This window comes from Crocosphaera sp. UHCC 0190, from assembly GCF_034932065.1.
GTDB lineage: Bacteria > Cyanobacteriota > Cyanobacteriia > Cyanobacteriales > Microcystaceae > UHCC-0190.
In genome coordinates this window covers 1-26,725 of record NZ_JAYGHP010000021.1, presented here as the reverse complement: position 1 = coordinate 26,725, position 26,725 = coordinate 1, and the positions used below count along the sequence as shown (strand labels likewise).

Annotated in this window: 28 protein-coding genes and 1 other RNA gene; 11 read left to right on the top strand and 18 right to left on the bottom strand. The window is 36.7% G+C overall.

The genetic code is table 11. The features are described 5' to 3' along the window. The first annotated feature begins 64 nt into the window (after window positions 1-64). Window positions 65-1,222 (top strand): nuclear transport factor 2 family protein, encoded by a 1,158-nt coding sequence (locus VB715_RS20355; protein WP_323303029.1) that lies wholly within the window; start codon window positions 65-67, stop codon window positions 1,220-1,222. A 20-nt stretch (window positions 1,223-1,242) separates the two neighbouring features. On the opposite strand, the gene VB715_RS20350 is transcribed toward VB715_RS20355, so the two are convergent. After that, window positions 1,243-2,799 carry a hydantoinase B/oxoprolinase family protein gene (locus VB715_RS20350; protein ID WP_323303028.1) on the bottom strand — a complete coding sequence of 519 codons (1,557 nt, stop codon included), beginning with the start codon at window positions 2,797-2,799 and terminating at the stop codon, window positions 1,243-1,245. A 119-nt stretch (window positions 2,800-2,918) separates the two neighbouring features. On the opposite strand from VB715_RS20350, the gene VB715_RS20345 reads away from it, so the two are divergent. Further along, window positions 2,919-3,161 (top strand): hypothetical protein, encoded by a 243-nt coding sequence (locus VB715_RS20345; protein WP_323303027.1) that lies wholly within the window; start codon window positions 2,919-2,921, stop codon window positions 3,159-3,161. Then, a complete protein-coding gene (locus tag VB715_RS20340) occupies window positions 3,151-3,501 on the top strand; it encodes a type II toxin-antitoxin system RelE/ParE family toxin (RefSeq protein WP_323303026.1) in 351 nt (116 codons plus the stop codon). The genes VB715_RS20345 and VB715_RS20340 overlap by 11 nt, the downstream gene beginning before the upstream one ends. Window positions 3,502-3,573: 72 nt before the next feature. Here VB715_RS20340 and VB715_RS20335 read toward each other — a convergent pair whose 3' ends face one another. Continuing rightward, window positions 3,574-3,897 carry a hypothetical protein gene (locus VB715_RS20335; RefSeq protein WP_323303025.1) on the bottom strand — a complete coding sequence of 108 codons (324 nt, stop codon included), beginning with the start codon at window positions 3,895-3,897 and terminating at the stop codon, window positions 3,574-3,576. Window positions 3,898-4,303: 406 nt separating this feature from the next. On the opposite strand from VB715_RS20335, the gene VB715_RS20330 reads away from it, so the two are divergent. Then, entirely contained in the window at window positions 4,304-4,543 is a 240-nt protein-coding gene (locus VB715_RS20330; RefSeq protein WP_323303024.1) for a hypothetical protein, read from the top strand. Between the two features lie 67 nt (window positions 4,544-4,610). Further along, window positions 4,611-4,967: an aspartyl protease family protein gene (locus VB715_RS20325; protein WP_416336966.1), complete on the top strand. Its 357-nt coding sequence runs from the start codon at window positions 4,611-4,613 to the stop codon at window positions 4,965-4,967. Here the strand turns inward: VB715_RS20325 and VB715_RS20320 are convergent. The 5 genes from VB715_RS20320 to VB715_RS20300 all read right to left on the bottom strand — a co-directional run bounded on the left by VB715_RS20320 (window position 4,954) and on the right by VB715_RS20300 (window position 9,209). Further along, entirely contained in the window at window positions 4,954-7,047 is a 2,094-nt protein-coding gene (locus VB715_RS20320; RefSeq protein ID WP_323303022.1) for a hydantoinase/oxoprolinase family protein, read from the bottom strand. The genes VB715_RS20325 and VB715_RS20320 overlap by 14 nt on opposite strands. A gap of 21 nt (window positions 7,048-7,068) precedes the next feature. Then, window positions 7,069-7,305 carry a type II toxin-antitoxin system HicB family antitoxin gene (locus VB715_RS20315; RefSeq protein WP_323303021.1) on the bottom strand — a complete coding sequence of 79 codons (237 nt, stop codon included), beginning with the start codon at window positions 7,303-7,305 and terminating at the stop codon, window positions 7,069-7,071. Window positions 7,306-7,460: 155 nt separating this feature from the next. Next, a complete protein-coding gene (locus VB715_RS20310) occupies window positions 7,461-7,706 on the bottom strand; it encodes a hypothetical protein (protein ID WP_323303020.1) in 246 nt (81 codons plus the stop codon). A gap of 196 nt (window positions 7,707-7,902) precedes the next feature. After that, window positions 7,903-8,682 carry a photosystem II S4 domain protein gene (locus VB715_RS20305; protein WP_323303019.1) on the bottom strand — a complete coding sequence of 260 codons (780 nt, stop codon included), beginning with the start codon at window positions 8,680-8,682 and terminating at the stop codon, window positions 7,903-7,905. Window positions 8,683-8,696: 14 nt separating this feature from the next. Then, window positions 8,697-9,209 carry a hypothetical protein gene (locus VB715_RS20300; protein ID WP_323303018.1) on the bottom strand — a complete coding sequence of 171 codons (513 nt, stop codon included), beginning with the start codon at window positions 9,207-9,209 and terminating at the stop codon, window positions 8,697-8,699. A 189-nt stretch (window positions 9,210-9,398) separates the two neighbouring features. On the opposite strand from VB715_RS20300, the gene VB715_RS20295 reads away from it, so the two are divergent. Then, window positions 9,399-9,959, top strand: a complete 561-nt coding sequence (locus tag VB715_RS20295; RefSeq protein ID WP_323303017.1) for a Uma2 family endonuclease — start codon at window positions 9,399-9,401, stop codon at window positions 9,957-9,959. A 27-nt stretch (window positions 9,960-9,986) separates the two neighbouring features. Here the strand turns inward: VB715_RS20295 and VB715_RS20290 are convergent, their stop codons facing one another. From VB715_RS20290 to hemB, 3 genes are all read right to left on the bottom strand, one after another. Then, a complete protein-coding gene (locus VB715_RS20290) occupies window positions 9,987-10,616 on the bottom strand; it encodes a hypothetical protein (protein ID WP_323303016.1) in 630 nt (209 codons plus the stop codon). An 11-nt stretch (window positions 10,617-10,627) separates the two neighbouring features. Next, the gene (locus VB715_RS20285) at window positions 10,628-12,025 is read right to left on the bottom strand and encodes an AAA family ATPase (protein ID WP_323303015.1); all 1,398 of its coding nucleotides are present in this window, start codon (window positions 12,023-12,025) and stop codon (window positions 10,628-10,630) included. A gap of 139 nt (window positions 12,026-12,164) precedes the next feature. Beyond that, window positions 12,165-13,160 (bottom strand): porphobilinogen synthase, encoded by a 996-nt coding sequence (gene hemB, locus VB715_RS20280; RefSeq protein WP_323303014.1) that lies wholly within the window; start codon window positions 13,158-13,160, stop codon window positions 12,165-12,167. A gap of 136 nt (window positions 13,161-13,296) precedes the next feature. Between hemB and ssrA the strand changes: the two genes are divergently transcribed. After that, window positions 13,297-13,684, top strand: a transfer-messenger RNA (tmRNA) gene (gene ssrA, locus VB715_RS20275). A gap of 131 nt (window positions 13,685-13,815) precedes the next feature. Here the strand turns inward: ssrA and VB715_RS20270 are convergent. The 4 genes from VB715_RS20270 to VB715_RS20255 form a co-directional block, all read right to left on the bottom strand. After that, window positions 13,816-15,066 (bottom strand): DUF3747 domain-containing protein, encoded by a 1,251-nt coding sequence (locus tag VB715_RS20270; protein WP_323303013.1) that lies wholly within the window; start codon window positions 15,064-15,066, stop codon window positions 13,816-13,818. 401 nt (window positions 15,067-15,467) lie between these two features. Continuing rightward, window positions 15,468-16,559 carry a tetratricopeptide repeat protein gene (locus VB715_RS20265; RefSeq protein ID WP_323303012.1) on the bottom strand — a complete coding sequence of 364 codons (1,092 nt, stop codon included), beginning with the start codon at window positions 16,557-16,559 and terminating at the stop codon, window positions 15,468-15,470. 15 nt (window positions 16,560-16,574) lie between these two features. Next, the gene (locus VB715_RS20260) at window positions 16,575-17,297 is read right to left on the bottom strand and encodes a 16S rRNA (uracil(1498)-N(3))-methyltransferase (protein ID WP_323303011.1); all 723 of its coding nucleotides are present in this window, start codon (window positions 17,295-17,297) and stop codon (window positions 16,575-16,577) included. An 11-nt stretch (window positions 17,298-17,308) separates the two neighbouring features. After that, on the bottom strand, window positions 17,309-17,557 hold the full coding sequence (locus VB715_RS20255; RefSeq protein WP_323303010.1) for a hypothetical protein: 249 nt from the start codon (window positions 17,555-17,557) through the stop codon (window positions 17,309-17,311). Window positions 17,558-17,696: 139 nt separating this feature from the next. Here VB715_RS20255 and selD point away from each other — a divergent pair, with 139 nt between their 5' ends. Further along, window positions 17,697-19,961 (top strand): selenide, water dikinase SelD, encoded by a 2,265-nt coding sequence (selD, locus tag VB715_RS20250; RefSeq protein WP_323303009.1) that lies wholly within the window; start codon window positions 17,697-17,699, stop codon window positions 19,959-19,961. Between the two features lie 45 nt (window positions 19,962-20,006). On the opposite strand, the gene VB715_RS20245 is transcribed toward selD, so the two are convergent. From VB715_RS20245 to VB715_RS20230, 4 genes are all read right to left on the bottom strand, one after another. After that, window positions 20,007-21,362 (bottom strand): 1-acyl-sn-glycerol-3-phosphate acyltransferase, encoded by a 1,356-nt coding sequence (locus VB715_RS20245; protein WP_323303008.1) that lies wholly within the window; start codon window positions 21,360-21,362, stop codon window positions 20,007-20,009. 34 nt (window positions 21,363-21,396) lie between these two features. Further along, entirely contained in the window at window positions 21,397-22,101 is a 705-nt protein-coding gene (locus VB715_RS20240; protein ID WP_323303007.1) for a PspA/IM30 family protein, read from the bottom strand. 35 nt (window positions 22,102-22,136) lie between these two features. Beyond that, a complete protein-coding gene (locus VB715_RS20235; RefSeq protein ID WP_323303006.1) occupies window positions 22,137-23,132 on the bottom strand; it encodes a hypothetical protein in 996 nt (331 codons plus the stop codon). Window positions 23,133-23,237: 105 nt separating this feature from the next. Then, window positions 23,238-24,437 (bottom strand): aspartate aminotransferase, encoded by a 1,200-nt coding sequence (locus VB715_RS20230; protein ID WP_323303005.1) that lies wholly within the window; start codon window positions 24,435-24,437, stop codon window positions 23,238-23,240. Window positions 24,438-24,604: 167 nt separating this feature from the next. On the opposite strand from VB715_RS20230, the gene VB715_RS20225 reads away from it, so the two are divergent. The 3 genes from VB715_RS20225 to VB715_RS20215 are packed head-to-tail and all read left to right on the top strand — an operon-like array spanning window position 24,605 to window position 26,612. Next, window positions 24,605-25,174 carry a DUF3611 family protein gene (locus tag VB715_RS20225; RefSeq protein ID WP_323292931.1) on the top strand — a complete coding sequence of 190 codons (570 nt, stop codon included), beginning with the start codon at window positions 24,605-24,607 and terminating at the stop codon, window positions 25,172-25,174. 26 nt (window positions 25,175-25,200) lie between these two features. Continuing rightward, window positions 25,201-25,533, top strand: a complete 333-nt coding sequence (locus VB715_RS20220; protein WP_323303004.1) for a DUF565 domain-containing protein — start codon at window positions 25,201-25,203, stop codon at window positions 25,531-25,533. A 17-nt stretch (window positions 25,534-25,550) separates the two neighbouring features. After that, window positions 25,551-26,612: a glycerate kinase gene (locus VB715_RS20215; RefSeq protein WP_323303003.1), complete on the top strand. Its 1,062-nt coding sequence runs from the start codon at window positions 25,551-25,553 to the stop codon at window positions 26,610-26,612. Window positions 26,613-26,725 lie beyond the last annotated feature (113 nt).

The window sequence follows — 26,725 nt, the reverse complement described above, 5'->3', positions numbered from 1 at the left end:
ATCTTATGGTTTTTTTGATATAATTAAAAATACAAAAAATTAAACGATATTGACTTAACAACTAATGATAAAATCAGCTAAAGAAGTCATCGAATCCATTTATCAAGCGATTAATAACCGAGATATTGAGAAAGCAATAAAATGGGTAGATAATGATTGTATTTATCAAGATGTTAACTTTTCTCAAGCTTTTGAAGGTAAAGAATCGGTTAAAAATCTCTTTAAAGAATCTTGCGAAAATGTGCCTGATGATTTTAAGTTTGTGATTGATGAAATTACCACAGAAGATCCTTTAAAAGTTGGGGTATTATGGCACGTTGAATTAGATAATATTCCTATACCTAATGGGAGGGGTGTTAGCTTTTATCGTATTTCTGAAACCACAGGAAAACTTATTTTTGCCAGAGATATTGTCGAACCCCCGCTTAAACCGGGTAAATTATCATTTTTTATTATTCGTTTAGTTACTCCCTTAATTAGAAGGTTTCTTAAACAAGATTCTACAACAGAAAAAAGACAACCAATACTTTCAATTTTTTTCTGGTTACTTTCAGGAACTTACATTTATATTTTACTCTGTTCTGCTCCTAATTATATCTTACCTGGGGAACCTTTTTGGGCAGTTCAACCAGAAACTATTAAAGAAGTGATTAATGAATCTATCAATTTTTTCTTTATTTTACCCCTCTTAAATATAGCAGGAATTCATCTCATGGAATCTCCTATTGTTCATCCAATAATAGAAGCACAATTTAACTTTGCCGAAGCTTGGATATTTATGTTTCTTCCTTTATTATTGGCAGATAAAAGAGTCAGAAAATTCCCAAAAGTTGCACTTTGGACTGTTGCAATGTTTCTCACAAATGTCTTTCTTTCTCCCTATATGGCTTTTCGGTTTAATCAACCGATTCCCCAAGCAATAGAAGACCATAAAAAGGGACTTTTAGACCGTTTATTTGGTTGGATAGGGTTAATAATTGGTATAATAGCTATTGTATGGATATTTATTGGTCGTCCAGAATTTGGAGATTTAGCCCAAAGATTACAATATTTTATCACACAATTAAATAGTAGTCGTGTCGTGATTGCTTTTTCCGTAGATTTAGTCTTATTTGCCATCTTTCAAATGATATTAATGGGGGCAGTTATACCCCCTAATAGTCAACAGCGTCGGTTAAGATTTATTCCCTTCTTTGGCCTTGCTTTCTGGTTAATCATTTAAGGGTAATTAACGAATAAATATCAACTATCAACCATTACCCCGAAGCCTCCCCCTCCAGGAGTTTCTATGATAAAAGTATCATCAGATTCCACTTCTACCGTTGCGGTACTTTCTACAATTTCTTCTGTTCCATTATGACGTTTAACCCAATTTTTGCCAACTTTTCCAGGTTCCCCTCCTGCTAACCCAAAAGGAGGAATTATGCGATGTCCAGAGAGAATATTGGCTGTCATGGGTTCTAAAAATTTAATTTTTCTAATAACACCATTTCCCCCAGAATATCGACCCTTTCCCCCACTATTTTCACGAATTTTAAATTCTTCAACTAACACCGGATAACGAAATTCTAACACTTCTGGATCAGTTAATCGAGAGTTAGTCATGTGAGTATGAACTGCATCAGTTCCATTAAAGTTAATTCCTGCACCCGAACCCCCACAAATTGTCTCATAATATTGATATTTTTCGTTACCAAAAGTGAAATTATTCATGGTTCCTTGAGACGCTGCTAAAACTGCTAATGCACCATATAAAGCATCAACAATAACCTGGGATGTTTCCACATTTCCTGCTACAACAGCAGCCGGATATTTAGGGTTAAGCATACAGCCTTCAGGAATGATTAAATGAAGGGGCTTAAGACATCCTGCATTGAGAGGAATATTATCATCAACTAAGGTACGAAAGACATATAAAACAGCCGCTTGTGTAACTGCTTTAGGGGCATTAAAGTTACTGTTGAGTTGGGGAGAAGTTCCTGTAAAATCAATGGTTGCACTGCGGTTTTGACTATCAATAGTCACTTTGACTTTGATAATTGAACCCTGATCCATTGTATAAGTAAATTCCCCATCTGTTAACACATCAATAGCTTTTCTGACACATTCTTCTGCATTATCTTGAACAAAATTCATATAAGCTTGAACAGTTTCTAAACCGTAGTTTAAAACCATTTTATGCAGTTCTTGTACCCCTTTTTCATTGGCAGCAATTTGTGCCTGAAAATCAGCAATATTTTGTTCTGTATTTCTTGCTGGATAAGGATTATTCGCTAAAACTTCCCTTAATTCTTGTTCTCTAAACTGTCCTTTTTTAACCAATAAAAAGTTATCAAATAAGATACCTTCTTCTAAAATTGAGGTAGAATGAGGAGGCATAGAACCTGGGGTGATTCCTCCAATATCAGCCTGATGTCCGCGAGAAGCAACATAGAATAAAATGCTTTGTTTTGCTTCATCAAAAACTGGAGTAATAGCGGTTACATCAGGTAAGTGAGTTCCCCCATTGTAAGGATTATTGGATAGATAAACGTCCCCTGGTTGTAAGCTATTTCCCTTATCTTGAATGAGACTTTTAATGCTTTCACTCATACTCCCTAAATGGACAGGAATATGAGGTGCATTTGCCACTAATAAGCCTTGTTGATCGAAGATAGCACAGGAAAAATCAAGGCGTTCTTTGATATTAACAGAAGATGCTGTATTTTGTAGAGTAATCCCCATTTGTTCGGCAATAAACTGATAGAGATTTTTGAAGATTTCGAGATAAATGGGGTCTGGTTTAGATAAGTTGTACATTTTCTGGTTATGAAATTCGATGATGATATTTAGTTAATAGCACTTAGCAGTTATATTCAACTATAATTATAGTAACTTTTTCTACAATTAATCAGATTGTTACTAACAGGCTGTCGAAAATGACAAAGCAAAATTTTATATCCGATAACGCTAGTATGACAGAATTACAAGAACAAGTTATTGAGGAAATTAAACAAACTCCCCAGGAATATTTACCTAATTTATTACAAATAATTCGCTTATTTCGTGAGAGTGTGACATTGAAATCAGCAGAAGAAAGCTTTCATCAGGGATGGCAAGAAGCGATGACAGATAATACTTTGCCTGTGTCTCAACTTTGGGATGATATTGATGCAGAATGAATCAAATAAAATTGAGATCAAAGTAACACCTGAATTTAGGCGAAATTTACGGACTCTAGCTAAACGATACCGTAATATTCGCTCTGATATCCAGTCAATTATTGACCAGCTGCAAGCAGGTAAAATTGTTGGAGATCAAATTTCAGGTATTCCTTACACAGTATTTAAGGTTAGAATTAAAAATAGTAATATTCAAAAGGGTAAAAGTGGCGGTTATCGTTTCATTTATTACCTCAAAACTTCAACCAAGATTGTTTTAGTTACTATTTATTCAAAGTCAGATCAAGGAGATATTACAGCCAATACCATTAAGAAAATTTTAGATAGTTTTAAAGCTTAAAATGTTGGGTTTTGTTCCTCAACCCAACCTACGAAATTGTCGGTGCAGCCGAACTCGCAAAGCGGGATCGCACTAATCCTTAATGCCAAATTTATCGTACAACATTTTTCTCAACACATTGCTACCACGTTCTACAAACTCATCTTCAGTTTCAAGTTCTGACGGCTCACCGATACGATCACTAAATTCAGATATAAACTCTTTATCTCGAACTAAATTAGAAACTTTCTCTGCAAATTCTTGCTTTTTATCAACTCGAACTGAAAAGGGTGTCAAGAGGTCACTAACTACTGACTTGAGAGAAGTTTCAATGCTTGAAAGAGATACATTAGATCCTGGTAAATCTGTGGTAGGTGACTCCTCTGCTTTATCCATAAACTCTTGAAAACTACTCATAATTCTTCCTTATTATTTCTTTCTATTTTGCCATTGTCTATAAAAAGCTCGAAGTAGTTCATTAAATGCTTTAATAACTACTTCAATGATTTGACGTTTTGTTTTTTCATCTAAGCGGTTCCATAGTTGTAGAAACCAGAATGCTAATCCAAATAACCAATCAGTTATCATTGCTTATTTTGTAAACAGCCTTCTTTATCGTAAAAGATCTAGCGTTTTATGTCAATAAATCAAATGATTATAATCAGTTAATCTTGCTTTCCAGTTAGGTTTAACCAGAATAAAGTTATGCTGGACTATCCATAATTTGAATAATTTCTACAGAAACTAATTCAATAATATACTTCATAGAATTCTTACAACTTTTTTTGATATAATTGGATGAGTTTTACTCCAGACTTCAAGAATGAATCTTAATCAACTAATCCCCTCTTTAGAAAAATTATCACCTCAAGATAAACTAAAAGCAATTCAGTTTTTAGCTAAACAGTTAGAACAAGATGATGAGCAAAACTTATCTTCTTTAACAGAGAATAAAACCTATGAGGTTTGGTCCCCTTATGATGCTTTTTCAGCAGAAGCTGTCTTAACGGAAATGTTAGAAAAACATTCTCAAGGGTTAAATAAAGATTCTAATCATGATTAAAAGGCAGTTTAAATACAATCAAAGAATCAATCAAAAGGGAGAAACTGCTTTCATTCCTTATTTACCCTTGCTATTAATCTATAATGACGTTTCTCTAAATACAGGAGGATTATTAGATACAGGTGCAAGTGTTAATGTTCTTCCTCATGAGATAGGATTAGAATTAGGATTAAATTGGGATGAACATAATACTGAGGTTATCTTAACCGGAAATTTAGCTCAATTTCAAGCTAAAGGTGTGATTTTATCAGCACAAATTGAAGGATTTGATTCAGTAACTTTGGTTTTTGCATGGACTCAAGCTCAAAACATTCCTTTATTATTAGGAAGAGTGAATTTTTTTCAGGCATTTGATGTCTGTTTTTATGGTTCTCAGCTTATCTTTGAAGTTGCGTTGTCATCAACAAAATTTAAGCTTCAATAACCAAATGGTTATACTCAGTTAATCTCGCATTCCAATTAGGTTCAACCATAATAGTGCTAATTTTTTCAACAATAATTGCTGGGCCTTTAATTATATCGTTAGGTTGTAAATCTTCCCGTTTATAAATTGGGGTGTCTTGCCATTTATTTTCACTAAATACTTGTACAGTTTCTATCGGATTAGGTAACTCATCTAAAGAACGAATACGAGTCATTAAAGGTTCTTCTGGAGTCTCCATCATTTGAATTATTTCTATAGAAACTGATTCAACTATAAGCATTTTTTGAGGTTGAATGAAACCATATCTTAATTGATGTTCTTTTTCAAATTCTTGCTGCATTATAGCAATATTATCAGTAAAATCAACGAATAATGTTGAGTCAGTTCCTTGATATTTTAAACTGACTTTTGGTACAACTTTTTCCCCTTTGATAGACTCATGTAAATCAAGTTCATTTCTTGCTTGATTTTCTAGCTTATTGATGATTTGTTTTAATTCGGTAATTAAGTCTTGATTTAAGGGTTTTTCGATGGCACTTTCTTTAATTACTCGAATATCCCCTAAACCCATTCCATAAGCACTTAATGCCCCTGCATAGGGATGCAAAAACACCCTTTTTATTCCCAATGTATCCGCAATTAAACAAGCAACTTGACCCCCTGCACCTCCGAAAGTACATAAGGCATAATGATTCACATCATAACCCCGTTGTAAGCTAATTTTCTTAATAGCATTAGCCATATTTTCGACAGCTATTCTAATAAATCCTGCGGCGATTATTTCAGGACTATTTTGATAACTTGTTGCTTTTTTAATCTCTTGAGAAAGTTCTACAAATTTTTGATTAACTACCTCTTTATCTAACGGTAAATTGCCATCTTTTCCGAAAATATGGGGGAAATATTGAGGACGAATTTTACCTAACATGACATTCGCATCTGTTACTGTTAATGGGCCACCGCGACGGTAACAAGCGGGGCCAGGGTTAGCACCTGCGGAGTTTGGCCCTACTTTAAAACTGGCTCCATCAAAGCATAAAATTGAACCACCACCAGCCGCAACGGTGTGAATACTTAATACAGGAACTCGCATTCTTGCGCCAGCGATTTCATTATCTAATTGTCGCTCATATTCACCTTTAAAATGAGCTACATCAGTGCTAGTTCCCCCCATATCAAAGGTTATAATTTGTTTAAAACCTGCTCTTAAACTGGTTTGGACTGCCCCAACTATTCCCCCTGCTGGCCCCGATAAAATACTATCTTTTCCTTGGAATTTATGAGCATCAATTAACCCCCCATCTGATTTCATAAACATCAATTTTGTGTTTGGTAACTGTGCCGAAACTTGGTCAACATACCGTCTTAAAATTGGGGATAAATAAGCATCAACTACAGTAGTATCTCCTCTAGGAACCAGTTTCATTAAGGGACTAACTTGATGAGAGATTGAGATTTGAGTAAAGCCAATTCTTTGAGCAATTTCAGCGACTTGATTTTCATGTTTTGGGTAGCGGTAACTGTGCATCAAAACAATAGCACAACTTCTTACACCTTGATTATAAATAGTTTGTAAATCTTCTCTAGCTTGGTCTAAATTAACAGGGATTAATTCATTACCATGAGTATCATATCTTTCTTCTACTTCAATGACTGACTCATACAACATTGAGGGTAAAATGATCTGACGAGCGAAAATATTAGGACGATTTTGATAACCAATTCTCAGGGCATCTTTAAATCCTTTGGTTATTAATAAAACAGTGCGATCGCCTTTTCTTTCTAATAGGGCATTTGTGGCAACAGTTGTTCCCATTTTTACCACTTCTATCTTCTCTGTAGGAATGGGTTGATTACTAGAAATACCTAAGATGTCTCTGATTCCTTGAATAACAGCATCTTGATAGCGTTCAGGATTTTCTGAGAGTAATTTATAGACAATTATACATTGTTGTTTAGGAAGGTTAACGATTAAAAATCTTTCTGGTTGTTGGGATAATTTATTGATGATTTCTGAATCATTGACAACGGCAACTATGTCCGTAAAAGTTCCACCCCGATCCACAAAAAATTTTAGCATTTTTGAATAGCATTTATTGTCTTATCTTATACTATATAATTTTATCCTATCAGTAGCAATAGGAATTTCCCGATTATTTTCTCGATAATCTTCTTTCACTAACTCCCAAGCAATTTTTAATTCTTCTAAAGCTTCTTGAGGCGTATCTCCAAAAGCGGAAATGTTAGGCATTTCTTGAAAATGGGCTAACCAATCTCCTTGTTCATCTACATATAAATTAATCACAAAACCGTCAAAATTATAATTTTCTAAAGACATTTTTATGCTTCCTGCTGATAATTAATAAATTGTTGAATTTGATAAGTGCTTAAACAAAATTAATTACACGGTGGGGATTGCCCAACAAAAGGCTAAAACTCCTATTCAGAGGTTATTGTGGGCAATTCCCACCCTACGTTAATGATAGTTGCTTTTTATGCCATAAGACAAAATTCTTCAATGGTAATTTTTGCTTCCCCATGATCAGGTATCCAAATAACCCATTCTCTCTCTGAATTTTGACACAATAAGATTGCTTCATCGTAACAAAAATCTGTCAAAGGATTAAACAAACTAACCCACATATTTGCTTCTAATTTAGGCGGGTTTTTTGTATTATTTAAAAAGGGAGAACACCAACGCACCCTATTATTACCCGTAACTGTCTTAACTTCTACCATATCACCCTCCTTCTCAACCGATAAAATAAGTTTGTAGTGAAGGCTTTAGCCTTAAAAGGCTGACTACCAACCTCGTAGATACAGAAAACAAAAATAGTTTCTGTATCTAAAGTTACAAAAAATTAGATAAAAAAGTCAAGTCAACGTTTCATAACTTAATCATGTCGACTTGAGTTTCCAATTGTTTAGCCAAAATTTATTGAAATCGCGTCAATTGCACCCGATAACGTTCTTTTTTAGTAACGGCGACTTCTCCCACCTCTAAGCGTCCCTTTCCCCGCACTGTGATTAAATCTCCCTGTTGCACATTGTAACTCGCTTGAGTAATGTCCTTCCAATTTACCCGCACATCTCCCGAACTGATCGCATCAGCCATTTTACTACGAGACATCCCAAACCCCGCAGAAGCGATCGCATCTAAACGCATAGATGCTTCAACCGTTGTCATTTCCTTGGTTTTGGGGGGACGAATTTTCAACTCACTCAGTTCAATCGGTTGAGTCTTCACAGGAACCGATCGCACTTGATTTAAGCTAGTTTCCAGGAATTCCACCAATTCGGGGACAACGATCACCTGTCCTCCCCGTTCCCCCAAAACAATAATATCCCCAATTTTTTCCCTAACAATACCTGTGCCTAAAATCGCCCCTAAGAAGTCTCGATGGGTTGCGGGGTCAAAAAGAAAGTTTCCCGCGATATCCAGGGCAGCTAGGGGAATTTGAGACTGTTCTAGGGGGATTTCAGGGCGGGCTATACCTATGCGCTGCCTTTCTGCTTGAGGATAACCTCCCCAGACCAAGATTTCCACCTCACTCAATTTTTTGAAGGCATTTTGCACTTCTGCAACAACAGGAGGGGACAAAAAATCACTAACCACCACTTCCCAAGTTTTGATAGCTGTTTCTGCTTTATCAATAATTTGGGCCATTTCTTCGCGGTTTTCGATTCCTTTGAGGAGTGTTTCTCTTGGCAACATTATTAAGTCTAAAATTAAACAGCAGGTTGACTGTAACCTTGGAGGTTTTCGGGGTTTAAAGGACGAAGAATTCCCGTTGCTTTGTTTTTAATGCTGGTTGTTCCTTGTACTACGATAATATATTTTCCCTCATCAAGACGATTTCTGTAGGGTAAAGCGTCTCCACTATCCAGGGATAACCCGGCAGTACCCCCAACAAAAAAGCTGCCCATTGCCCCACCAATGGCACCAGCAACGCCCCCTAAAATATGATTAAAGGGTTCGACTGCCCAATCAAAACTATTGACTCCTGTAATCAAATCAAAGGTATAGCCGCCAATAAATCCGAAGGGAACGAGCCAGTATGCCATTAAGATAGCGCGTTTTTTGGCTTGTTGTCCGGGGTCAATGAATCCGAATTCATCGGCGTTTTTGTATCCTTTTCCTAAGATACTAATTTGATTAGTGGGAATGCCAGCTTTTTCTAAGGCAGTATAAGCTTCTTCTGCTTGAATGCGATCGCTGACAACAGCTATAAGATAATCCATAAGATAATTTAGATGATCAATGTCTATCGTTTATTGTGACATTTTTCTTGTCCAAATTGGTAGGTGATCGCTAATTCTATTTTCATCTTATTGTATAGGCTGACATCTGTAGGGGTCAACGGCCGTTGACCCCTAGATAAGATAATGTGAGATAAACTAAAAAATAAATCTTTATTAGTGGATTATTTTATGGCATCTTTAACCCAAACTTCTCTTACCTTAGATGAGTTTCTTTCCTCTCCCTTAGCAAATGAAAATTACGAATTTTTTGATGGAGAATTAATTCAAAAAATGTCACCCAAACGCTCTCATTCCCGTGTTCAAGGTAAATTATTGTTGCTTCTCGAAAATTGGAGTCAAAATAAAGGAGAAGTTGGCATAGAATGGGCTATTTGTTTAAAACGAAATGGAAAAGATTGGTGTCCTATTCCTGATTTATTATATGTATCTTTTGAGAAATTAGGAGATATTATTTTAGAAGATGATGCTTGTCCCATTCCTCCTGATTTAGCTATTGAAGTTATTTCTCCTGGTCAATCTTTTAGTGAGCTTAGTGAGAAAGCAGAAGCTTATTTAAAAGCAGGGGTTGATCGGGTTTGGTTAATTGATATACAAGTTAAAAAAATTACTATTTTTTATCCTGACTCACCTCCACAAACAAAACAAAGTAATGATAGTTTAGGGGATGATTTATTACCTAATTTAAGTTTAACACCTCAAGAGATTTTTGAAAAAGCAGGTTTAATTTAATTATATTTGTCTCGAAAAATCAAATCGCTAAGTTTCTAATATTTTCTTGATATCAAAACTTATATTAGTAGTGTTTCTATTTTTAGGAATTTGACGGCGAATAGTATATATAGGAATTTCAAATCCATTATCTTCATTTCTTCTCATTTTAACTCCTTCTAATCTTGCTGGTTGTGTAGTTATTCTTGCTTTACTATCTTGTTTCGTATCGGTGCAAAATAATAGATACTTATAATTTGGTGTTATTTTAGATCCTTTTAGATAAAAACTGTTTAAAATATTGATCAGATAATCAACAAATAATTGAGAATTTTGATATTGTACCAAATAACTGATAGGTTGAGGTCGATCAGATTTAAGTTCACAGAAAAAAATGTAATCTTTGTTTTCTATTTCAGTAAAGATTATACCATCACATACTTTATTGATATTAGGTTCTCCACTATTAAAACAATTGAAGATAACCCTATTTTTAACCTTTACATCGAGGGTAAAACCATAAGTTTTTTCTGATGAAAATCCATTTATTTCCACTTTTCTGAGTTTTGCATCCTGTTGAGTTTCCTTGATAATTATACTATTGTTTTTGGGATCATGAGAGTTGATAGAAAGCTTATATTGAGGTTCAATTATTTTTTCAAGTGACTGAATAATCATAAGTATTATATTTATATATCTCTGTTATCTATTACCTTGTCATACACCTCGTCATAAAAATCAGTCATGTTGATAATTTCGTCATCAAATGTTGGAACTTCGATTCCTAATGGGGTAATATTAGCAAGATTAAGTGTATGATTTTCTGCAATATAAACTCTAACTTTATCAGGATCTAAAATATCTTGCTCAGTATAATTATATTGTTCCATTAACTTAGATTTATTGTCAAAGTCATTATTTAAGACAATCAAGTTATTGAGTTCTTTAATTAAGTAATCACTATGGGTTGTCATCAATAATTTTAGACCACATTTGGTTAATCTTGTAAAGAGTTTAGCCAATTTTCTTTGGTTTTCTGGATGTAAATTAAGTTCGGGTTCATCAATGATTAAAATGTCTCCTGGTTTAGCAAGATGTTTAAGATAAAAATATAAATTAACGAGAGATTTAACGGTTGAAGATGCTGAATATAAAGGGATTTCTTGCTGTTTATTATCTTCTGTAAACGTAAAAGACATAGAGTAATCTGTTACACTGTAATCACCTCCTATTATATCTGTTAATAACTTTATTATTTCTGGATTATTTTTAGCCAATTCTCCTGTTCTTTTACTAATTGTATCTAAATCTCTAACAAAATTAATTTCGTCTTGAATAGGTTGAGAATATCTAGAAATTTGATTAATTAATCTAAAAACAACATTTATCTTTTCATCGGAAGTAAGCGAATTAATATTTTTTATCCTTTTCATTTCCTCAAAAATCATATTGTTCTGAGCATCAAGCTCTTTATAAAATAAAGAAACTCCTGTCCTTTCAGAAGTAATAATAAACGTACTAGGAAAATATTGGGAAAAAAATAGATCACGCAGTTGTGAACGGATAAAACTTTTATTCAGTGCAATATCTCGTTCATCTATTGTCTCAGATGCAGAAAATAAAATTTCTAAAATATCATTTTCTTGAAGCTGCATTGATAGTTCAAATGACTCTGGCGATAGATTAATATTAATATTAGTATTATCAGTATAGATTTGTTGATAGCCATTTATTTTAAATATCAATGACACATTAGATAATAATCTTCTGTCAATATTAAAAATAGAATTTAATTTTTCTGAATATAATTGAGCATAATCATTTATAGCACAAATTACTTGTTCATAATAATTTGATAACTCAAGTCTTAAAAATCCATCTTCAAAAAGTTTATTGAGTTTATTTTCTATACCTATATCAAACTTCTTCTTAAAATCCATTCTAGATTTCCAAGCCGTAAAAAATCCATAAATAGCATAATTAACATAAGTTTTCCCTGTATTATTTTTACCGCAGATAATGGTTAAGTCTCCTAACTCAATTTCTGCTTGTTTTATATAACCTAAATTAGATATTTCAAACTTCATATTCCACCACTATAAATACAATGACTTGATTATAACAAGTAGTGTCAATTCATGAATTGACACTACAGAGGTAAATTGCACAAAAAAAAGAGCATCTACCTAAAATTGTCAATAGATGCTCTAAAAAGCAGTAAAAAACCTATACTAACCCATCTTCTTGTAACCAACGGACAGCATCTTTAGCATGATAAGTTAAGATTAAATCAGCCCCGGCCCGTTTAAAACTGGTTAAAGTTTCTAAGGTAACTTTTTTCTCATCTATCCAACCATTTAAGGCCGCAGCTTTCACCATTGAATACTCTCCAGAAACATTATAAGCAGCCACAGGAAGATCCGTCATTTCCTTGACCCGCCAAATAATATCCATGTAAGATAAAGCAGGTTTAACCATCAACATATCCGCCCCTTCAGAGATGTCTAAATCAACCTCTTTTAACGCTTCTCTGGCATTTCCAGGGTCCATTTGATAGGTACGGCGATCGCCAAATTGAGGAGAAGAATCCGCAGCATCTCGAAATGGCCCATAATAAGCTGAGGCATATTTAGCAGCATAAGAAAGAATCGGAATATCTTCAAATCCCCACTCATCTAAACCTTCACGAATGGCCTGTACAAATCCATCCATCATACCCGATGGAGCAATTATATCAGCCCCGGCATTCGCTTGAGAAACAGCCGTTTTTTTCAACAATTCTAAGGTAGGATCATTAAGTACCCGTCCCGTCAAGTCACCTGTTTCTAAATAGCCACAGTGACCATGACTCGTGTACTCACATAAACAAGTATCCACGATCACTACTAAATCGGGAACCGCTTGTTTCACCGCAGTTGCAGCCTTTTGTACAATCCCATGATCATGCCAGGCCCCTGTTGCTTCAATATCCTTATCTTCAGGAATACCAAACAGAATAATGGCAGGAATACCTAGATCATAGACTTCTTTAGCCTCATCTACAATCTTATCAACCGATAGCTGATAAACCCCAGGCATAGACTTCACCTCTTTGGCTACACTGTTGCCAGGAACCGCAAATAAAGGGTAGATTAGATCATTAGGGGTCAGGATAGTTTCGCGCACCATGCGACGTAATTGGGGATTTTGGCGCAAACGACGAGGACGATTAATGGGAAACATAAGCATCAATACATAACGACTAGCTTAATTAGTGTACGGCGATCGCTTTCTCCCCACCCCAAAATTTGATCAATCCTCAATGATTTGTAACGTTGCCAAAACTTGAAATGACGTTTATAATATAAATAGAACACAAGGGGCCGCAACGGCTTCGACAGGTTGGCGAAAGCTAATTCGTGATTCAGGTCGAGAGTGAGTCTCCTCTCGAAAATCAAAGGCTCAAACAAAAAAGTAACTGCGAACAACATCGTAAACTTCAAGCGCGTGGCAGTAGCTGCCTAAAAAACTCTTTCTTAGAGTGCGCTTACTTCTAATGTGACTCCGTTAAGTATTAGAGGTAACCCCCAACGGATGCACTTACTAGCTACCTCTGGTTGGCTATTAAGTAAAGACTTTACTAGAGAATCCCACCGTTCGGGATAAGGAACGGTTCCCGTCTTGAGGATTAGAAAGACTAAACCTGTGAATGAGCGGGAAGTCAATACCCAGTCTGGACAGCAGTTCGACTCTGCTCGGCTCCATTATACTATGAATCCCCTAAAATCCCCGTCAGAGGCTATCGCCTGGATAACGGGGATTTTACTGTCGTTATGTTAATATTTTAAGGATTAAGAGCAATTAGGGGCAAGTATGAACCCATTGCCCCTAATTTAACTTACCTTTGACTCTGCTGATTTGCTTGTTGTGCTTCTGACTGCACACATTCTAAAACCCTTACCATAACAGAGGTAGTATAGTCGCGGGTTGCTTTGCTATCAGGGGCAAACTTCATTCCCTTTTCTCCTATCGGTGAGGCAATGCCACAGTATCCTGACATTTGAGTAATGGTACCTTCGGCCCAATTATTGGAAATATCAGAAAAGGCCACGGGTTCTTGAGTTTGTGGCAGTTCTTCGGGAAGATTAAGCTTATTTCTCAGATGAATAGCCATACGACGCATGGTATCAACTAACTCAGCACGAGTAATGGATTCAGTTGGCTGCAAGGTATTGTTAGGATTACCAATGTTCAGAAAATTCGACTGGGCCCATTTTATCTTCTTGGCACTCCAACGGGAACCATCCACGTCTTTGAAGGCAATCACATCCCGTTGAGGGGAAGCTTCTAAATCTACTTTATACACTGTGCCAATGGCATCAACGGCCATGGAGATTAATTGTTCACGGGTGACAGCTTGTTCAGGACGGAAGGTGTTATCGTCAAAGCCAGATACTAAGCCTATTTGTACTGCTTTTTCAATCTGAGGTTGATAGATGTTGCTACTAATATCAACGAAACTAGGACTGGCATTGTTGGTAGCGACAGGGGTTGCTGTTGCGGGAGGATTTTCCGGCATTGCACCCCCACCCGCGATCGCCGCCTGAGAACCGCTAAAATAGAAGTGGCCCAGTATCTTATCTTGATAAGTCCGTTTGGTAAATTTCCAGCCTGAATAGAGTTGCACTTTCATAAATCCAGAAGCCAGACCTTTGGTACTACCTAAGACAATTTCGCTGTAGTTGCCACTTCTGGGAGTCCCCACTAAGACTAATTCTCCATCACGGGGAACTAAACGCAATAAATAATCTAAACCTAAGTCGTTACCATCAACACGAATAGAATAGCCATTACTGTCCGTTGAGCGTCGGCAGATTCCTGTAAAGTCAAATTTGAGCAGTAAGGGGTCAACTAACACGGGACTGGCACCATTTTCAGCCCAACAAGCTTGTTTCCCTGGGATTTGTTCGATGACTAAAAGGTCATATTTCCCTTCTCCATAGGGTCTGGCAATGGCAATGACTTGACTTTGCTCGACCTCAGTTTCGCTAAAAGTAGAGGCTTTAACAGGAGTATTAAAAGGAATTAGACTGCTTAAGGTGACAGTCGCTAGAGTGGCTAATTTTAAAGGTAGGGTAGATATTTTCATGGCTTGAAGTATAAGGTTATCCTTTTGGGTTTATTGAATAATAGCGAAAGATTATCGCAGTGATCGAGTTCTTTTGACCAATTCAAGAGAAGTCGAGTTCCACTCTCTCTAGAACTACCACAAAGTTAACAAATTTTTGGGCGATGAGGGTGACGCTTAATTGATTGACTTTTTTTGTAATATATTTGTATTTTTTATCTTCCAAAATTTTGCCTAATTTGAAAAATGTTGTATTTTTTGCTACCAAAGTCAGAAAAAATGTATTAAATATTACTATTTTATTAAAAATAATTCTTAATAATTAACGCAGTAATGGGGGTTGACAAACTGTAGTATTTTTTGTATCATGAAAGGGAAGTAAGATGATATATTGGGTTTTCTGTGTCTACCTGTAGTCTCCTTTAGGGGTTTGAGAATGTCTTCACAAAAGCCAACCCACTGTAAAGGTGAAAAGCAGCATCCCAAGGGGTATCTTCCCGACGCAATAAGTCAATGCGGGGATCAATTGATTTGAGTAATTCTTGAAAATCAATGGCTGATTCTCCAAAAGGAGTAAATTCGGACAATACGGGGATATTTGGGGTTTTTTCCTTGACAAACTGTAGGATATGATGCCAACTGTCCCTAGCTGTGGCTCTCCCATCAGTCGCTTTTTGAACCTCAGAAAAGGCAACACCTTCTAGGAAACGATAGGTTTGGTCACAGAGACGAATAATCATCTTGTGTTGGGGTAGATGTAGATCACAGAATTTGGCATAGTCAGAAGTTTTAGTTTTCCGTTCCAATTTCCCTCTTAACCCCACATCAACACATTCTTCAAACAAAGGCAATAACCCTTCCACCCGTTGTCCGACTTCTGACCAATCAAAAGTAAAGATGTCTCGCTGTCCTTTTTTGGGTTGATAGACTACCGTTATTTTAGGCTCAACGGACTCGATATACAAGACTTGATGAACCTTTAACGCGCTAATATCTCGCGTTAAGGCTGTAAAACAAGGAATTTCTCCTTGTTTTAACTGCTCCTCATAAAATCGCAGTTTACCAATGGCCCCTGTACGATATAATCGCCAAGAGCGACTGGGTAATTGGAGGCGTGCCGTATAGGGATCAATCTCCATAATTTTCCCAAATTTTTGCGCTACCGTTTGTTTTAATTCATTGGGAATGGCTTCTAAAACTAATATTCCCATCTCCAAACTCCCCGCTTCTTCCATAACTTGAGCGAGGGTGTTTTTTCGTTGAGTTTCTTCCAGTTTAGCGATACGTTGAATACCCTGACGAATTTGAGCCATGAGCTTGGCATTAACCACTTGGGGTAATAATTGCCGATAATGTTCATTGGCAGTGCTTAAATTCCCTTGTGCCTCTTCTAAACTTGCTTCATAAAAGGGCAACCAAAGGTTATCCGGTTCTTGCTGTTTACACTGTGCAAGAAGTTGGTATGCTTTAGGATAGTCTTGGCTATTGATCGCCTCAATGATTGGCTCAAACATAGAAAGAAAAAAGGTTTAAGGGAAAGACTGTTTTTCGACGAAAGAGGTAATCAAAGACAAGGAAACAATGGGGGCAGTGACAGCACGAAGAATACGAGAGCCTAGACTAACAGGAACAAATCCTGCGGCGATCGCTTCGTTTACTTCTTGTTCTGTCCAACCTCCCTCACATCCCGTGGCAATAGTAATGGGAGCCGTTAAGGAGTTAGACAAATAGGTGAGCAAATGATTAGCTTTTCTACGTGTAACACAAATATAGCAATCACTATTAATTTTGTCTACATTTATTAACGTTTCGGAGAAAGAAGCGGGGTCAAAAATTTGGGGAACAATTTGGCGTTCTGATTGTTCAGTGGCTTCTGTAGCAATTTTTCGCCAGCGTTCTAATTTATGACTACTGGGTTTAAGAAGGGTACGTTCACTGATCACTGGGATGAAAGTATTTACCCCTAATTCCGTGCAACTACGGATAATGTCCTCAAAACCATTTCCCTTGGGAAGAGACACCATCAAAGTAACAGGAATGGGTAATTCTGTTGATTCTTTAATGCTTTGAATAATTTGGGCATTGTCACCAATTAATTGTGCTAAATAAGTATTTCCTGTTCTATCTATGGCAATAAAAGTATTCCGATCTTTTAAGCGTAGAACATTTTTCAAATAATGTCTTTGCTCAGGGTTGAGGTGAATAACTCCCCTGTGATATTGTGTCGTATCAATAACAATTCGGTAAACCAATTTATACTTACTTACCTCTTTAATACACGACAAATATAGGTTCCAGCACCATCAGACTCAAAGGGTATCATATTTCCCTCTTTGGTAATGCGGTGTTGTTCTCGACAATTATAAATCTCCATTGGTCTCACTTCTTGATCAATTGTAACAGCAGCGCGATATTCCCAATAATTCTTAGCACTCCGTTTGATCTTTAAGATACAAATGGTATGATGATCTGTCTGATGACATAATGCTGCATTAACTGGCAATGTCATCATCAATGAGAAGATAATGATCAATAAGAGTTTTAGAAAGTTCACCTTAAGAGATCGCAAATTAATTTAGGTTTAAAATTTATTCCTGATTAGTTTATCATAAATAACAGTTATCGTTAATCAATAATCATAAAAAGTATCAATGCTATCTAAACCAATTCCTTTGACTCATAACTTAGTTTTAATTGGAGGTGGTCATAGTCATGCTATTCTCTTAAAGCGATGGGGAATGAATCCTATTCCTGGGGTATGTTTAACTTTAATTAGTGATACGTCTCACACCCCTTATTCTGGTATGTTACCAGGTCATGTAGCTGGTTTCTATACCTTTGAGGAAACTCATATAGATTTACGTCGTCTTGCTCGGTTTTCTCAAGCACAATTTTATCTTGATCAAGCCATTGGTTTAAACTTAGATAATAAGCAAGTTATTTGTAAAAATCATCCGCCTATTTCTTTTGATTATTTATCTATTGATATTGGCAGTACCCCTAATACTAATACCATACCAGGTGCCTCTCAATATAGTATTTCTGCTAAACCAGTACCCCAATTTTTAGCTGCTTGGAATCAGCTTATTGAAACTGTTGAAAATAATTCCAAAAATATCTATAAAATCACTATTGTTGGTGGAGGTGCAGGTGGCGTAGAATTAGCCTTAAATATGCAGACACATCTACAAGCAATTTTAGAAAAAGCTCAGCAACCTTTAAGCAATTTAATAATTCATATATTTCATCAAGGTCAAACTTTATTAACAGGACATAATTCTTGGGTGAGTAGTAAATTAGAACATATTTTATCAACTAGAGGCATAAATATTCATCTGAATACAAAGGTATCTAAACTAGAAAAAATATCAGAAAATTCCTATCAAGTTTTCTGTGAATCTGGTTTAAATGTAAGTTGTGATATTGTCTTTTGGGTTACTCAAGCTTCTGCTCCTGAATGGATAAAAGCATCAGGGTTAACTACTAATAAAAAGGGGTTTATATTAGTTAATAATTATTTACAGTCTGTCTGTCATTCTCATATATTTGCTGCGGGAGATATAGCGACAATAGAACATTATATGCGTCCAAAAGCTGGTGTTTTTGCTGTGCGTCAAGGAAAACCTTTATTTGAGAATTTACAGCGCATTATTTTAGGTAAATCCTTAAAAGCTTATTATCCTCAAAACTATTATTTGAGTTTAATTGGAACAGGAAATAAGAAGGCGATCGCATCTTGGGGTTATTTGGGGCTAGAGGCAGCTTTTTTATGGAAGTGGAAGGATTATATTGACCGTAAATTCATGAATCAATTTAAGAATTTACCTGTGATGTCATCAGGGTTAAATAGCTCTCAAAAAATACAGTTAAATGGCAAAAATAATCAAGACTTTTTACCTTGTACTGGTTGTGCATCAAAGGTTGGTAGTCAAATTTTAGAAAGAACTTTAAACAGATTAAACTTTATTGAAAATCCAGAAGTAATTATCGGGTTAAAGTTTCCTGATGATGGGGCAGTAATTAAATTAAACAGTGAAAAATTATTAGTACAAACCATTGATTTCTTTCCGAATTTAGTCAGCGATCCCTTTATTTTTGGTCAAATTACAGCTAATCATTGTTTAAGTGATTTATGGGCAATGGGAGCGACTACTCATAGTGTTTTAGCTCTTGTTACTTTGCCTTATGGTGATGATAAAATTGTAGAAGAAATCTTATATCAACTGTTACAAGGTTGTCTTAAAGTCCTCAATAATGATCAGGTTTCTTTAATTGGAGGTCATACATTACAGGGATCAGATTTAGGATTTGGTTTATCTTGTAATGGTTTTATTTCACCTGAAAATTTATTAAGAAAAAGCGGCATGAAACCGGGAGATTTACTGATTTTAACGAAAGCTATTGGTACGGGAACTTTATTTGCTGCTGATATGGTTTACAAAGCGAAAGGAAACTGGATAGATAATGCCATTGAATCTATGTTAATCTCTAATCAAAAAGCCTCAGAAATCTTGTTAGAATTTGGGGCAACTGCTTGTACAGATATCACAGGGTTTGGGTTATTAGGTCATTTGTTAGAGATGATGAAAGCATCTCAAGTATCAGTCAAATTAGACTTAGATAATATTCCGGTTTTGCTTGGTTCTATCGATACTGTAAAACAAGGAATTTTTAGTTCTTTACATTCCCAGAATTTGGCAGTAGCAACTTATATTAGTAATCGACAAAAAGTTCTTAATTTACCTAAATACTCCCTATTATTTGATCCGCAAACCTCTGGGGGACTGTTGGCAGCGATTCCTCAAAAAAATGCTGAAAAATGCTTGCGAAAACTGATTGATTTAGGATATAATCAAAGTAGTATTATGGGGGAAGTTTTAGAGAAAAATTATGAAATTAAAGTGATAGTGAAATAACAGCTAAATCAACACCTACATACAGACTTGAAGTCTGAATTTGGTTTAATCAATCAAATCTTCTAACGCTTCTTGTAAGTCTTGAGTTAAACTTTCTACTACTTGACGACGGGATTTTTTATAATTATCAGAACGCGCAGAAACGGAAATCGGATCACCAATAGTTATTTTCACTTTTTGTTGACCTAATTGGGGACGGAAAAAGGCACTTTCACCCTTAATTCTTGTCACTAAATCCCACAATAATAAGGTTGTCTCTGCAAACCGTTCTGCGGTACTTTTTTCCTGTACATAATGTCCCGTAACTGCCACAAAAGACTCCACTAAACGCATATGCCACATCTTAAAACTCGCTTCTTCAGCAATGCGATCGCCTAATCCTTTTTCTACCTTTGACAATTGATCAATTTGTTTAAAATCGTCTCGATAAATATAATCCCATCCTGCTTGTTCTAAACGACGACAACGATCAATAATGCTACCTTTTGGACTCAGATTAAAATAGGTTTCTGCTACTTCTAACGCAGTATTCATTAAATTATTCAATCTTTCAGGTAAAGTTTGTTCAGATGTATTCGGTAAATCTCGATGATAAAACTTACGATAAAAGTCTTCCATCACCGTTAACATCCGTTCCCCTAACTGATATAATCTTTTATAAAGGTCTTCCTCATTTATCCCATTTTTTTGATTGTTATTAGTAGGAATTCCGCTATCTTTTTCCAACTGAGTTAATAAGGCTTCTATTTCATCCCAAGGGGGTGTAAGATAATGATATTGGATGCCAATAGGAACAATAAAAACCTCCTCATCGCGGTTAGCTTTTCGGAGATCTTCCGCACACCAAAACCCTAATTGAGCAATTCCTGGTTCTAAGGGACTAATAATTTCATTATGACCATTTGTTGCCCCTTCTGGTGCTGCTGAAAGAGGGAATTTACTATTAACAAATAAATCTCTAGCCGATCGCAAACCAGGCATATCTAATTTCCCCCGTTGTATCGATGTTCCCCCTAATTGTGAGTATAACCAACCCACTGCTGAACCTGCCCAAAGAGGAATGCCGCGATCATACATAAAATGAGAATGAATGGGATAATTCAGGCTAATATTATGCTGTTTTGCAACTCGTGGTAGGAGTTTCCAAACGAGATATCCCATGCAATAAGGATCATTAACATTGGGATGACGAAACGCCATAAGAAAGCGAATTTTACCCGATTGAAATTCCTGATAAAGATGGGCTAATTTTTCAATATTTTTCCCATCAATTTGTTTAATATTAGTTTGCCATTGTAACCACAATGGTAAAATAGTTTGACATCCTCGCAAAATTAAAGGATTAAAAGCCGGAGGAATAAATTCTAAAGGAGGTTGAGCTTGTTGTGATAATTGACTCATGGTAGATTGTAGATTTTTGTGCTAGTTGATCGCGTTATAGTTTATCAATTTTAGCCCGCAGTTCTTCGAGTTCTGAAGGAGAAGATTTAAGTTTCTTAGCTTTAAGATTAGCTAAATCAGCCTCAATATTTTTGTTTCCTTCAAGTTCAGTAAACTGTTTTTCTAGAGGATCACCCAGATGTCCCATTAATTCTGATTGGGCCTCAAGTTCTAAAATTCTGGCATCAATTTTCTCAAAAAGATTATCAGAACTACCAGGCACAAAATTTCCCATGACTTCATTAAGTTTTTGAGAAGCCATCGCAGAACGAAGTCGGGCCAAATAAAGACTTTTTTTCGCTTTTGCTTCACTATATTTTTGTTCTAATTGCCGTAAATCTTGCTTAACTTTCTGAATAATTTGCGTTTGTTGACCCAGTTGATTTTGAATAGTTTGGGCTTGTTGTTGATAAGATTGACGATTAACTAACGCTTCTCTTGCTAAGACTTCATTGCCCTTTTCTAAGGCTAATTCTGCTCTTTCATACCATTTACTAGCCGCAGCCTCATAACGGGCCAATTGGCGTTCTGCACTCTTATGGGTAGCGATCGCCTCAGCTAAGGCACGACGCATGGCAATTAATTCCTGTTCCATTTGGGCGATCGCTTCTTCTAGTAGCTTTTCGGGATCTTCTGCTTCCTGCACCAAGCTATTAATTTGCGCCCGTACCGCCCGACTAACCCGTTCTAACCATTCCATTATGAGCCTCCTAACTTATCATCACCCGTATGACTCTACTTTACCGAATCTAAGACCTGTCTTTGCTGAAGTTGTTCAAGTTGGTTAACTTGTCGAGGCAATAACTCAGGAGGGACTTGGTTAAGCCCATTTTGCAGTTCTAAACGAGTCTTATGATTAAAACCAAGGGGTGTCTCTCTATTGTTGCTTTCTTCCCTCTGGAGTTGTTGTTTAATTGCTTGACGAACTTGTTCCTCCTCGGAAATTTCTATTTCTATCCCATTTGATGGAGGTGGTGGGGGTTGAATAGCCACAGGTTGAACCGCAGGGGGTTGAAAGCTGTTAAGGGGTGGAGGGGGGGGCAAGGGGGGGGTTATTGGACGGAGAGGAACGGGACGGGGAGGAATGGGAATGGCAGTGGCAGAGACTTCATAGTTGGGGGGAACTTGGGGTTGCAAGGAAGGGGGTAAAATGGCGTTGCTTAGGCTTAAAGGTTGATTAACATTGACCACATTCGCCGCAACAGGTTGAGGTTTTGGCCCGGAGGTTTGATTTTTGGGATTCGGTGGCTTAGGAACAGTTGAAGTCGAGACGGTACTCAATGAATCTAACTCCATTGAGTCTGAAGGGTCTTTTGTGGGGCTAGGGTTTGGCAACTTCGATAAGATTTCTGTTGGGGTTAAGGTAGCGGTTGTCTCTGGGGTTGAGATATTCCCTTTCCATATCTGTACCCCACAGATGACTAAATTAGCGGCTACAATCAATGATAAAGAAGCCAGTCCCCAAGGGCTTGTAAAGGGCATTAATGCTTGTTGTAACCACAAAGGAAGAGGGTTATGGGAGTCTTTTTCAAAGCTAAATTCTTCTTCCCAGGTTGAAGGTTGATAGATGAGATTAATGGGGGTTTCGTCTACTGCTTCTCTCTGGTTCGGGCTAATCTGGGTTTCTGCAATAATTTCCCCCTCAATGGGAGGTTCAGAATGGTTGATTGAACTGGGGTGAGGTTGATGGGTTATTTTTTCCGATGAATTAGGGTTATCAGAGAGATTCATGGTGGTTAGGGCGTTTCTAAAAAGATCTTAAAAGCGATCGGGTGATGACTTACTGTTAATGTTTAGCACACTTGGACAAAATTAGCCTAGGTTGCTTTGCAGAAGTTAAACAATCAAACTTTTGTCATAATAAATTCCCGCTTGTTTCAGACGGTTTAACGCCTCTCCCAAGCGATCACATTCCGCAATTAAACTCACCCGAACATAGCCTTCTCCTCCTTCACCAAAGGCATTGCCAGGGGTAAAAACAATACCTGTTTTTTCCAAGACATCTAAGGCAAAATCTGTCGAATTTGTCCCCACTGGACAAGGAATCCACATATACATGGTTGCTTGAGATGGCTTGATTTTCCACCCTAATTCTCCTAACCCTTTAATCAAAAAATCTCGTCTTGTTTGATAGCGTTCCTGCACTCGTTTAATATAAATATCAGGCAACTGTAAGGCTGTTTCTGCTGCCGCTTGTACGGCGGCAAAAATCCCATAATCTAGGTTAGTTTTAAGTGTCCGTAACCCTTGAATAATCGACCCATTTCCCACGACAAATCCCACACGCCATCCCGCCATATTATAGGTTTTGGATAAGGTATGAAATTCCACCCCAATTTCTTTCCCCCCAGGAATTTCTAATAAACTGGTTGGTTGATATCCGTCAAAAGCTAATTCGGCATAACATAGATCATGTACTAACATGATTTCATAATGATGGGCCCACTTTACAATCTCTTCAAAAAACTCCCTTGGTGCCGTTGCCGTTGTGGGATTATTAGGATAGTTAAAATAAAGAATTTTAGCTGCTTGAGCTATATTTTCAGGAATGGAACTTAGATCAATCAACCAATCTTTTTCTGCGGACAAAATCAATGGGTAAATTTGTCCCCCCGCAATTAATGGCCCCCGAAAATGAGCCGGATAAGAAGGACTGGGAACTAATACCACATCCCCAGGATTAATATATGCTAGGGCTAAATGACCCAACCCTTCCTTAGAGCCAATTAATGGCAAAGCTTCACAACTGGGATCGAGATCTACCCGATAACAGCGTTGATACCAAGTAGTGATCCCCTGGCGAAAACTAGCTGTTCCTTCAAAGGGTGGATATCCATGAGTTTGCGGCTCATGTAACGCCGCGATCGCAGCATCAATCACAGGTTGAGGGGCCAACCCATCAGGGTTCCCCATACCCAAGTCTATCAAATCTAACCCCTGTTCCCTAGCCCTTGCTTTGAGTTCATCTAAGCGGGCAAAAACATAGGGAGGTAAAGCCTTTAAGCGATCGGCACGGCGAATCCAATTCAAACTCATAGGGACAGGAGCTTAGGAAAATAGAGTTAAACTTTAATAGTAGCAAAATCTATGTACACTATTGAAGGATATGACAGTTAAGTCAATCTTAAACTAATGCCTGACTGAGAGCTTTGTGTCATCATTAAAAAGTAGTTTAATTGGAAACTGTGTTAGTTTTAAGCCTTATGAGTCAAAACTACGAAATTGCTCGCCCTCTTCCCCCTAATGTCAAACGCGCTGCAACCATTCTCTCATGGGCAGGAAATATTGGTTTCTGGGGACAGTTAATTTTAGGAGTGTTGGCCGTTGCTCTTTTATCCCTCTCTTTAGCGGGTTTAGTCGTTCAACAAAAATCGGCTGAAGGAACTAGCTTTAGTATCTTCTGCTCCATTGCTGGTGTTTTAGCTCTAATTATCAGTATTATTATTTGTTTCCGCTATAAAAAAATTGCTCGGTTGATGAGAAATCCTGAAGCCACACAACGCCCGAAAAAAGCATCAACTTTACAACTGATTAGGGCAGGGTTATTATCTAATTTAGTGGGTATTTTCTTCTCAATTATTGGGGCAGAAGGATTTGTTGGAATTCTCTGGCAGAAATTATCCAATATTCCTCAAGGCGCGGCTGTTTATGATACCAGCAAGCTACCAACACCCAGCGAAATTTTACTACTTCTTGCTAATACCCATACGGTTTTATGTCATTTTGTTGGGCTTGTTGTTGGTTTATATTTATTAGATCGTCTTGATAGATAAAATCAAAAAATAGGAAAATTTAAGGAATGCAGCGAACTAGACTGAATACTTTAGTTGAATTTACACAAAGTCGATTAAATCAAACTTTTAGTAATCCTTGGCGACGGATTTCCTTAAGTCTGATAAGTGTATTATTAGGCTTTTTTGTGGGGCAAGCTGTTTCACTTACTGCTGGACAAGAAGCCTATTGGGATGTCACTGTGGGAGTAATTCTTCTCCTCTTTACAGAAACAATTAGTAATATAGCTTATCGTCGTCGCAAGCGCGAGGCGCGATCACTTTGGCTTGATATTTTAAACCTTTTTAAAATTGGTGTCACCTATAGTCTGTATTTAGAGGCACTGAAACTTGGTTCATAATTTCGTATTAATTATCTATGAGTTATCTACAAATACTTAACAAATTAACTCAAAAAAAACTTTTATCGTCCCTGGAATTAGAGGTTTTATTGCAAGAAGAGCTAACCAATATTAATCAATGTCAAGCCTTTAAAATCACACAATCTAATGGATTAGGAAAAATAAACAATCGTGCTAAATTATTTAGAGAAACTCATAAAGAATTAGAAAAAACATATCAAAAATTAGAACTAGAAAGAAATGATATACTTTCAATCTTATGGAGATTTTGGCTCCCTTTATCAATCCAATTAGCTGAGAAAAGAAACAAGCTTGAAAGACCTTTAATTCAAGGAATTTTAGGAGGACAAGGTACGGGGAAAACAACCCTCTCAACAATTATTCGCTTAATTTTAAAACAGCTTGGTTACACAACAATTGATATTTCTCTTGACGATTTATATAAAACCTATGCTGAACGCCAGAAACTGAAAGCAATTGACCCCCGTTTAATTTGGCGTGGCCCCCCAGGAACTCATGATATAGAATTAGGAATTAAGGTTTTAAATCAATTGCGTGATCCTCATAATTCTCAACCTATTTCTATTCCTCGTTTTGATAAATCTCTCTGGAATGGACAAGGTGATAGAATAGAACCAGAAATAATTAAACAGGCTGATATTATCCTGTTTGAAGGCTGGTTTTTGGGAGTTAGTCCCATCGATGAGACTAACTTTAATAACTCCCCAGATCCCATTAAAACAGAAGAAGATAGACAATTTGCCAAGGATATTAATCAGAAGTTAAAAGACTATTTACCCCTATGGAAACCCTTAGATAGTCTGATGGTTCTTTATCCTCTTGACTATCATTTTAGTAAAGAATGGCGTAAAGAAGCTGAACAACAAATGATTGCTTCAGGCAAAACAGGAATGAGTGAACAAGAAATTGATGAATTTGTAGATTATTTTTGGAAATCACTGCACCCAGAATTATTTATCACTTCTTTACTCCAAAATTCTAAATTGGTGGATTTAGTGATTGAAATTAATTCTGATCACAGTCCCGGAAATGTTTATAAAAGATCATTTATCCTGTGATGCAAGGATATGTTAAATCAGAAATTCATTAAACCAAAAAGCCCCTCAATATTTAGAGGAGCTTTTGGGCTTTAAGATTAATCCTGGCATCGAGCTATTGTCCCGGTGGGCTA

Coding starts and splice junctions, on each gene's coding strand:
- VB715_RS20355 (WP_323303029.1), top strand. CDS start 65: ATGATAAAATCAGCTAAAGAAGTCATCGAATCCATTTATCAAGCGATT.
- VB715_RS20350 (WP_323303028.1), bottom strand. CDS start 2,799: ATGTACAACTTATCTAAACCAGACCCCATTTATCTCGAAATCTTCAAA.
- VB715_RS20345 (WP_323303027.1), top strand. CDS start 2,919: ATGACAAAGCAAAATTTTATATCCGATAACGCTAGTATGACAGAATTA.
- VB715_RS20340 (WP_323303026.1), top strand. CDS start 3,151: ATGCAGAATGAATCAAATAAAATTGAGATCAAAGTAACACCTGAATTT.
- VB715_RS20335 (WP_323303025.1), bottom strand. CDS start 3,897: ATGAGTAGTTTTCAAGAGTTTATGGATAAAGCAGAGGAGTCACCTACC.
- VB715_RS20330 (WP_323303024.1), top strand. CDS start 4,304: ATGAATCTTAATCAACTAATCCCCTCTTTAGAAAAATTATCACCTCAA.
- VB715_RS20320 (WP_323303022.1), bottom strand. CDS start 7,047: ATGCTAAAATTTTTTGTGGATCGGGGTGGAACTTTTACGGACATAGTT.
- VB715_RS20315 (WP_323303021.1), bottom strand. CDS start 7,305: ATGTCTTTAGAAAATTATAATTTTGACGGTTTTGTGATTAATTTATAT.
- VB715_RS20310 (WP_323303020.1), bottom strand. CDS start 7,706: ATGGTAGAAGTTAAGACAGTTACGGGTAATAATAGGGTGCGTTGGTGT.
- VB715_RS20305 (WP_323303019.1), bottom strand. CDS start 8,682: ATGTTGCCAAGAGAAACACTCCTCAAAGGAATCGAAAACCGCGAAGAA.
- VB715_RS20300 (WP_323303018.1), bottom strand. CDS start 9,209: ATGGATTATCTTATAGCTGTTGTCAGCGATCGCATTCAAGCAGAAGAA.
- VB715_RS20295 (WP_323303017.1), top strand. CDS start 9,399: ATGGCATCTTTAACCCAAACTTCTCTTACCTTAGATGAGTTTCTTTCC.
- VB715_RS20290 (WP_323303016.1), bottom strand. CDS start 10,616: ATGATTATTCAGTCACTTGAAAAAATAATTGAACCTCAATATAAGCTT.
- VB715_RS20285 (WP_323303015.1), bottom strand. CDS start 12,025: ATGAAGTTTGAAATATCTAATTTAGGTTATATAAAACAAGCAGAAATT.
- hemB (WP_323303014.1), bottom strand. CDS start 13,160: ATGTTTCCCATTAATCGTCCTCGTCGTTTGCGCCAAAATCCCCAATTA.
- VB715_RS20270 (WP_323303013.1), bottom strand. CDS start 15,066: ATGAAAATATCTACCCTACCTTTAAAATTAGCCACTCTAGCGACTGTC.
- VB715_RS20265 (WP_323303012.1), bottom strand. CDS start 16,559: ATGTTTGAGCCAATCATTGAGGCGATCAATAGCCAAGACTATCCTAAA.
- VB715_RS20255 (WP_323303010.1), bottom strand. CDS start 17,557: ATGATGACATTGCCAGTTAATGCAGCATTATGTCATCAGACAGATCAT.
- selD (WP_323303009.1), top strand. CDS start 17,697: ATGCTATCTAAACCAATTCCTTTGACTCATAACTTAGTTTTAATTGGA.
- VB715_RS20245 (WP_323303008.1), bottom strand. CDS start 21,362: ATGAGTCAATTATCACAACAAGCTCAACCTCCTTTAGAATTTATTCCT.
- VB715_RS20240 (WP_323303007.1), bottom strand. CDS start 22,101: ATGGAATGGTTAGAACGGGTTAGTCGGGCGGTACGGGCGCAAATTAAT.
- VB715_RS20235 (WP_323303006.1), bottom strand. CDS start 23,132: ATGAATCTCTCTGATAACCCTAATTCATCGGAAAAAATAACCCATCAA.
- VB715_RS20230 (WP_323303005.1), bottom strand. CDS start 24,437: ATGAGTTTGAATTGGATTCGCCGTGCCGATCGCTTAAAGGCTTTACCT.
- VB715_RS20225 (WP_323292931.1), top strand. CDS start 24,605: ATGAGTCAAAACTACGAAATTGCTCGCCCTCTTCCCCCTAATGTCAAA.
- VB715_RS20220 (WP_323303004.1), top strand. CDS start 25,201: ATGCAGCGAACTAGACTGAATACTTTAGTTGAATTTACACAAAGTCGA.
- VB715_RS20215 (WP_323303003.1), top strand. CDS start 25,551: ATGAGTTATCTACAAATACTTAACAAATTAACTCAAAAAAAACTTTTA.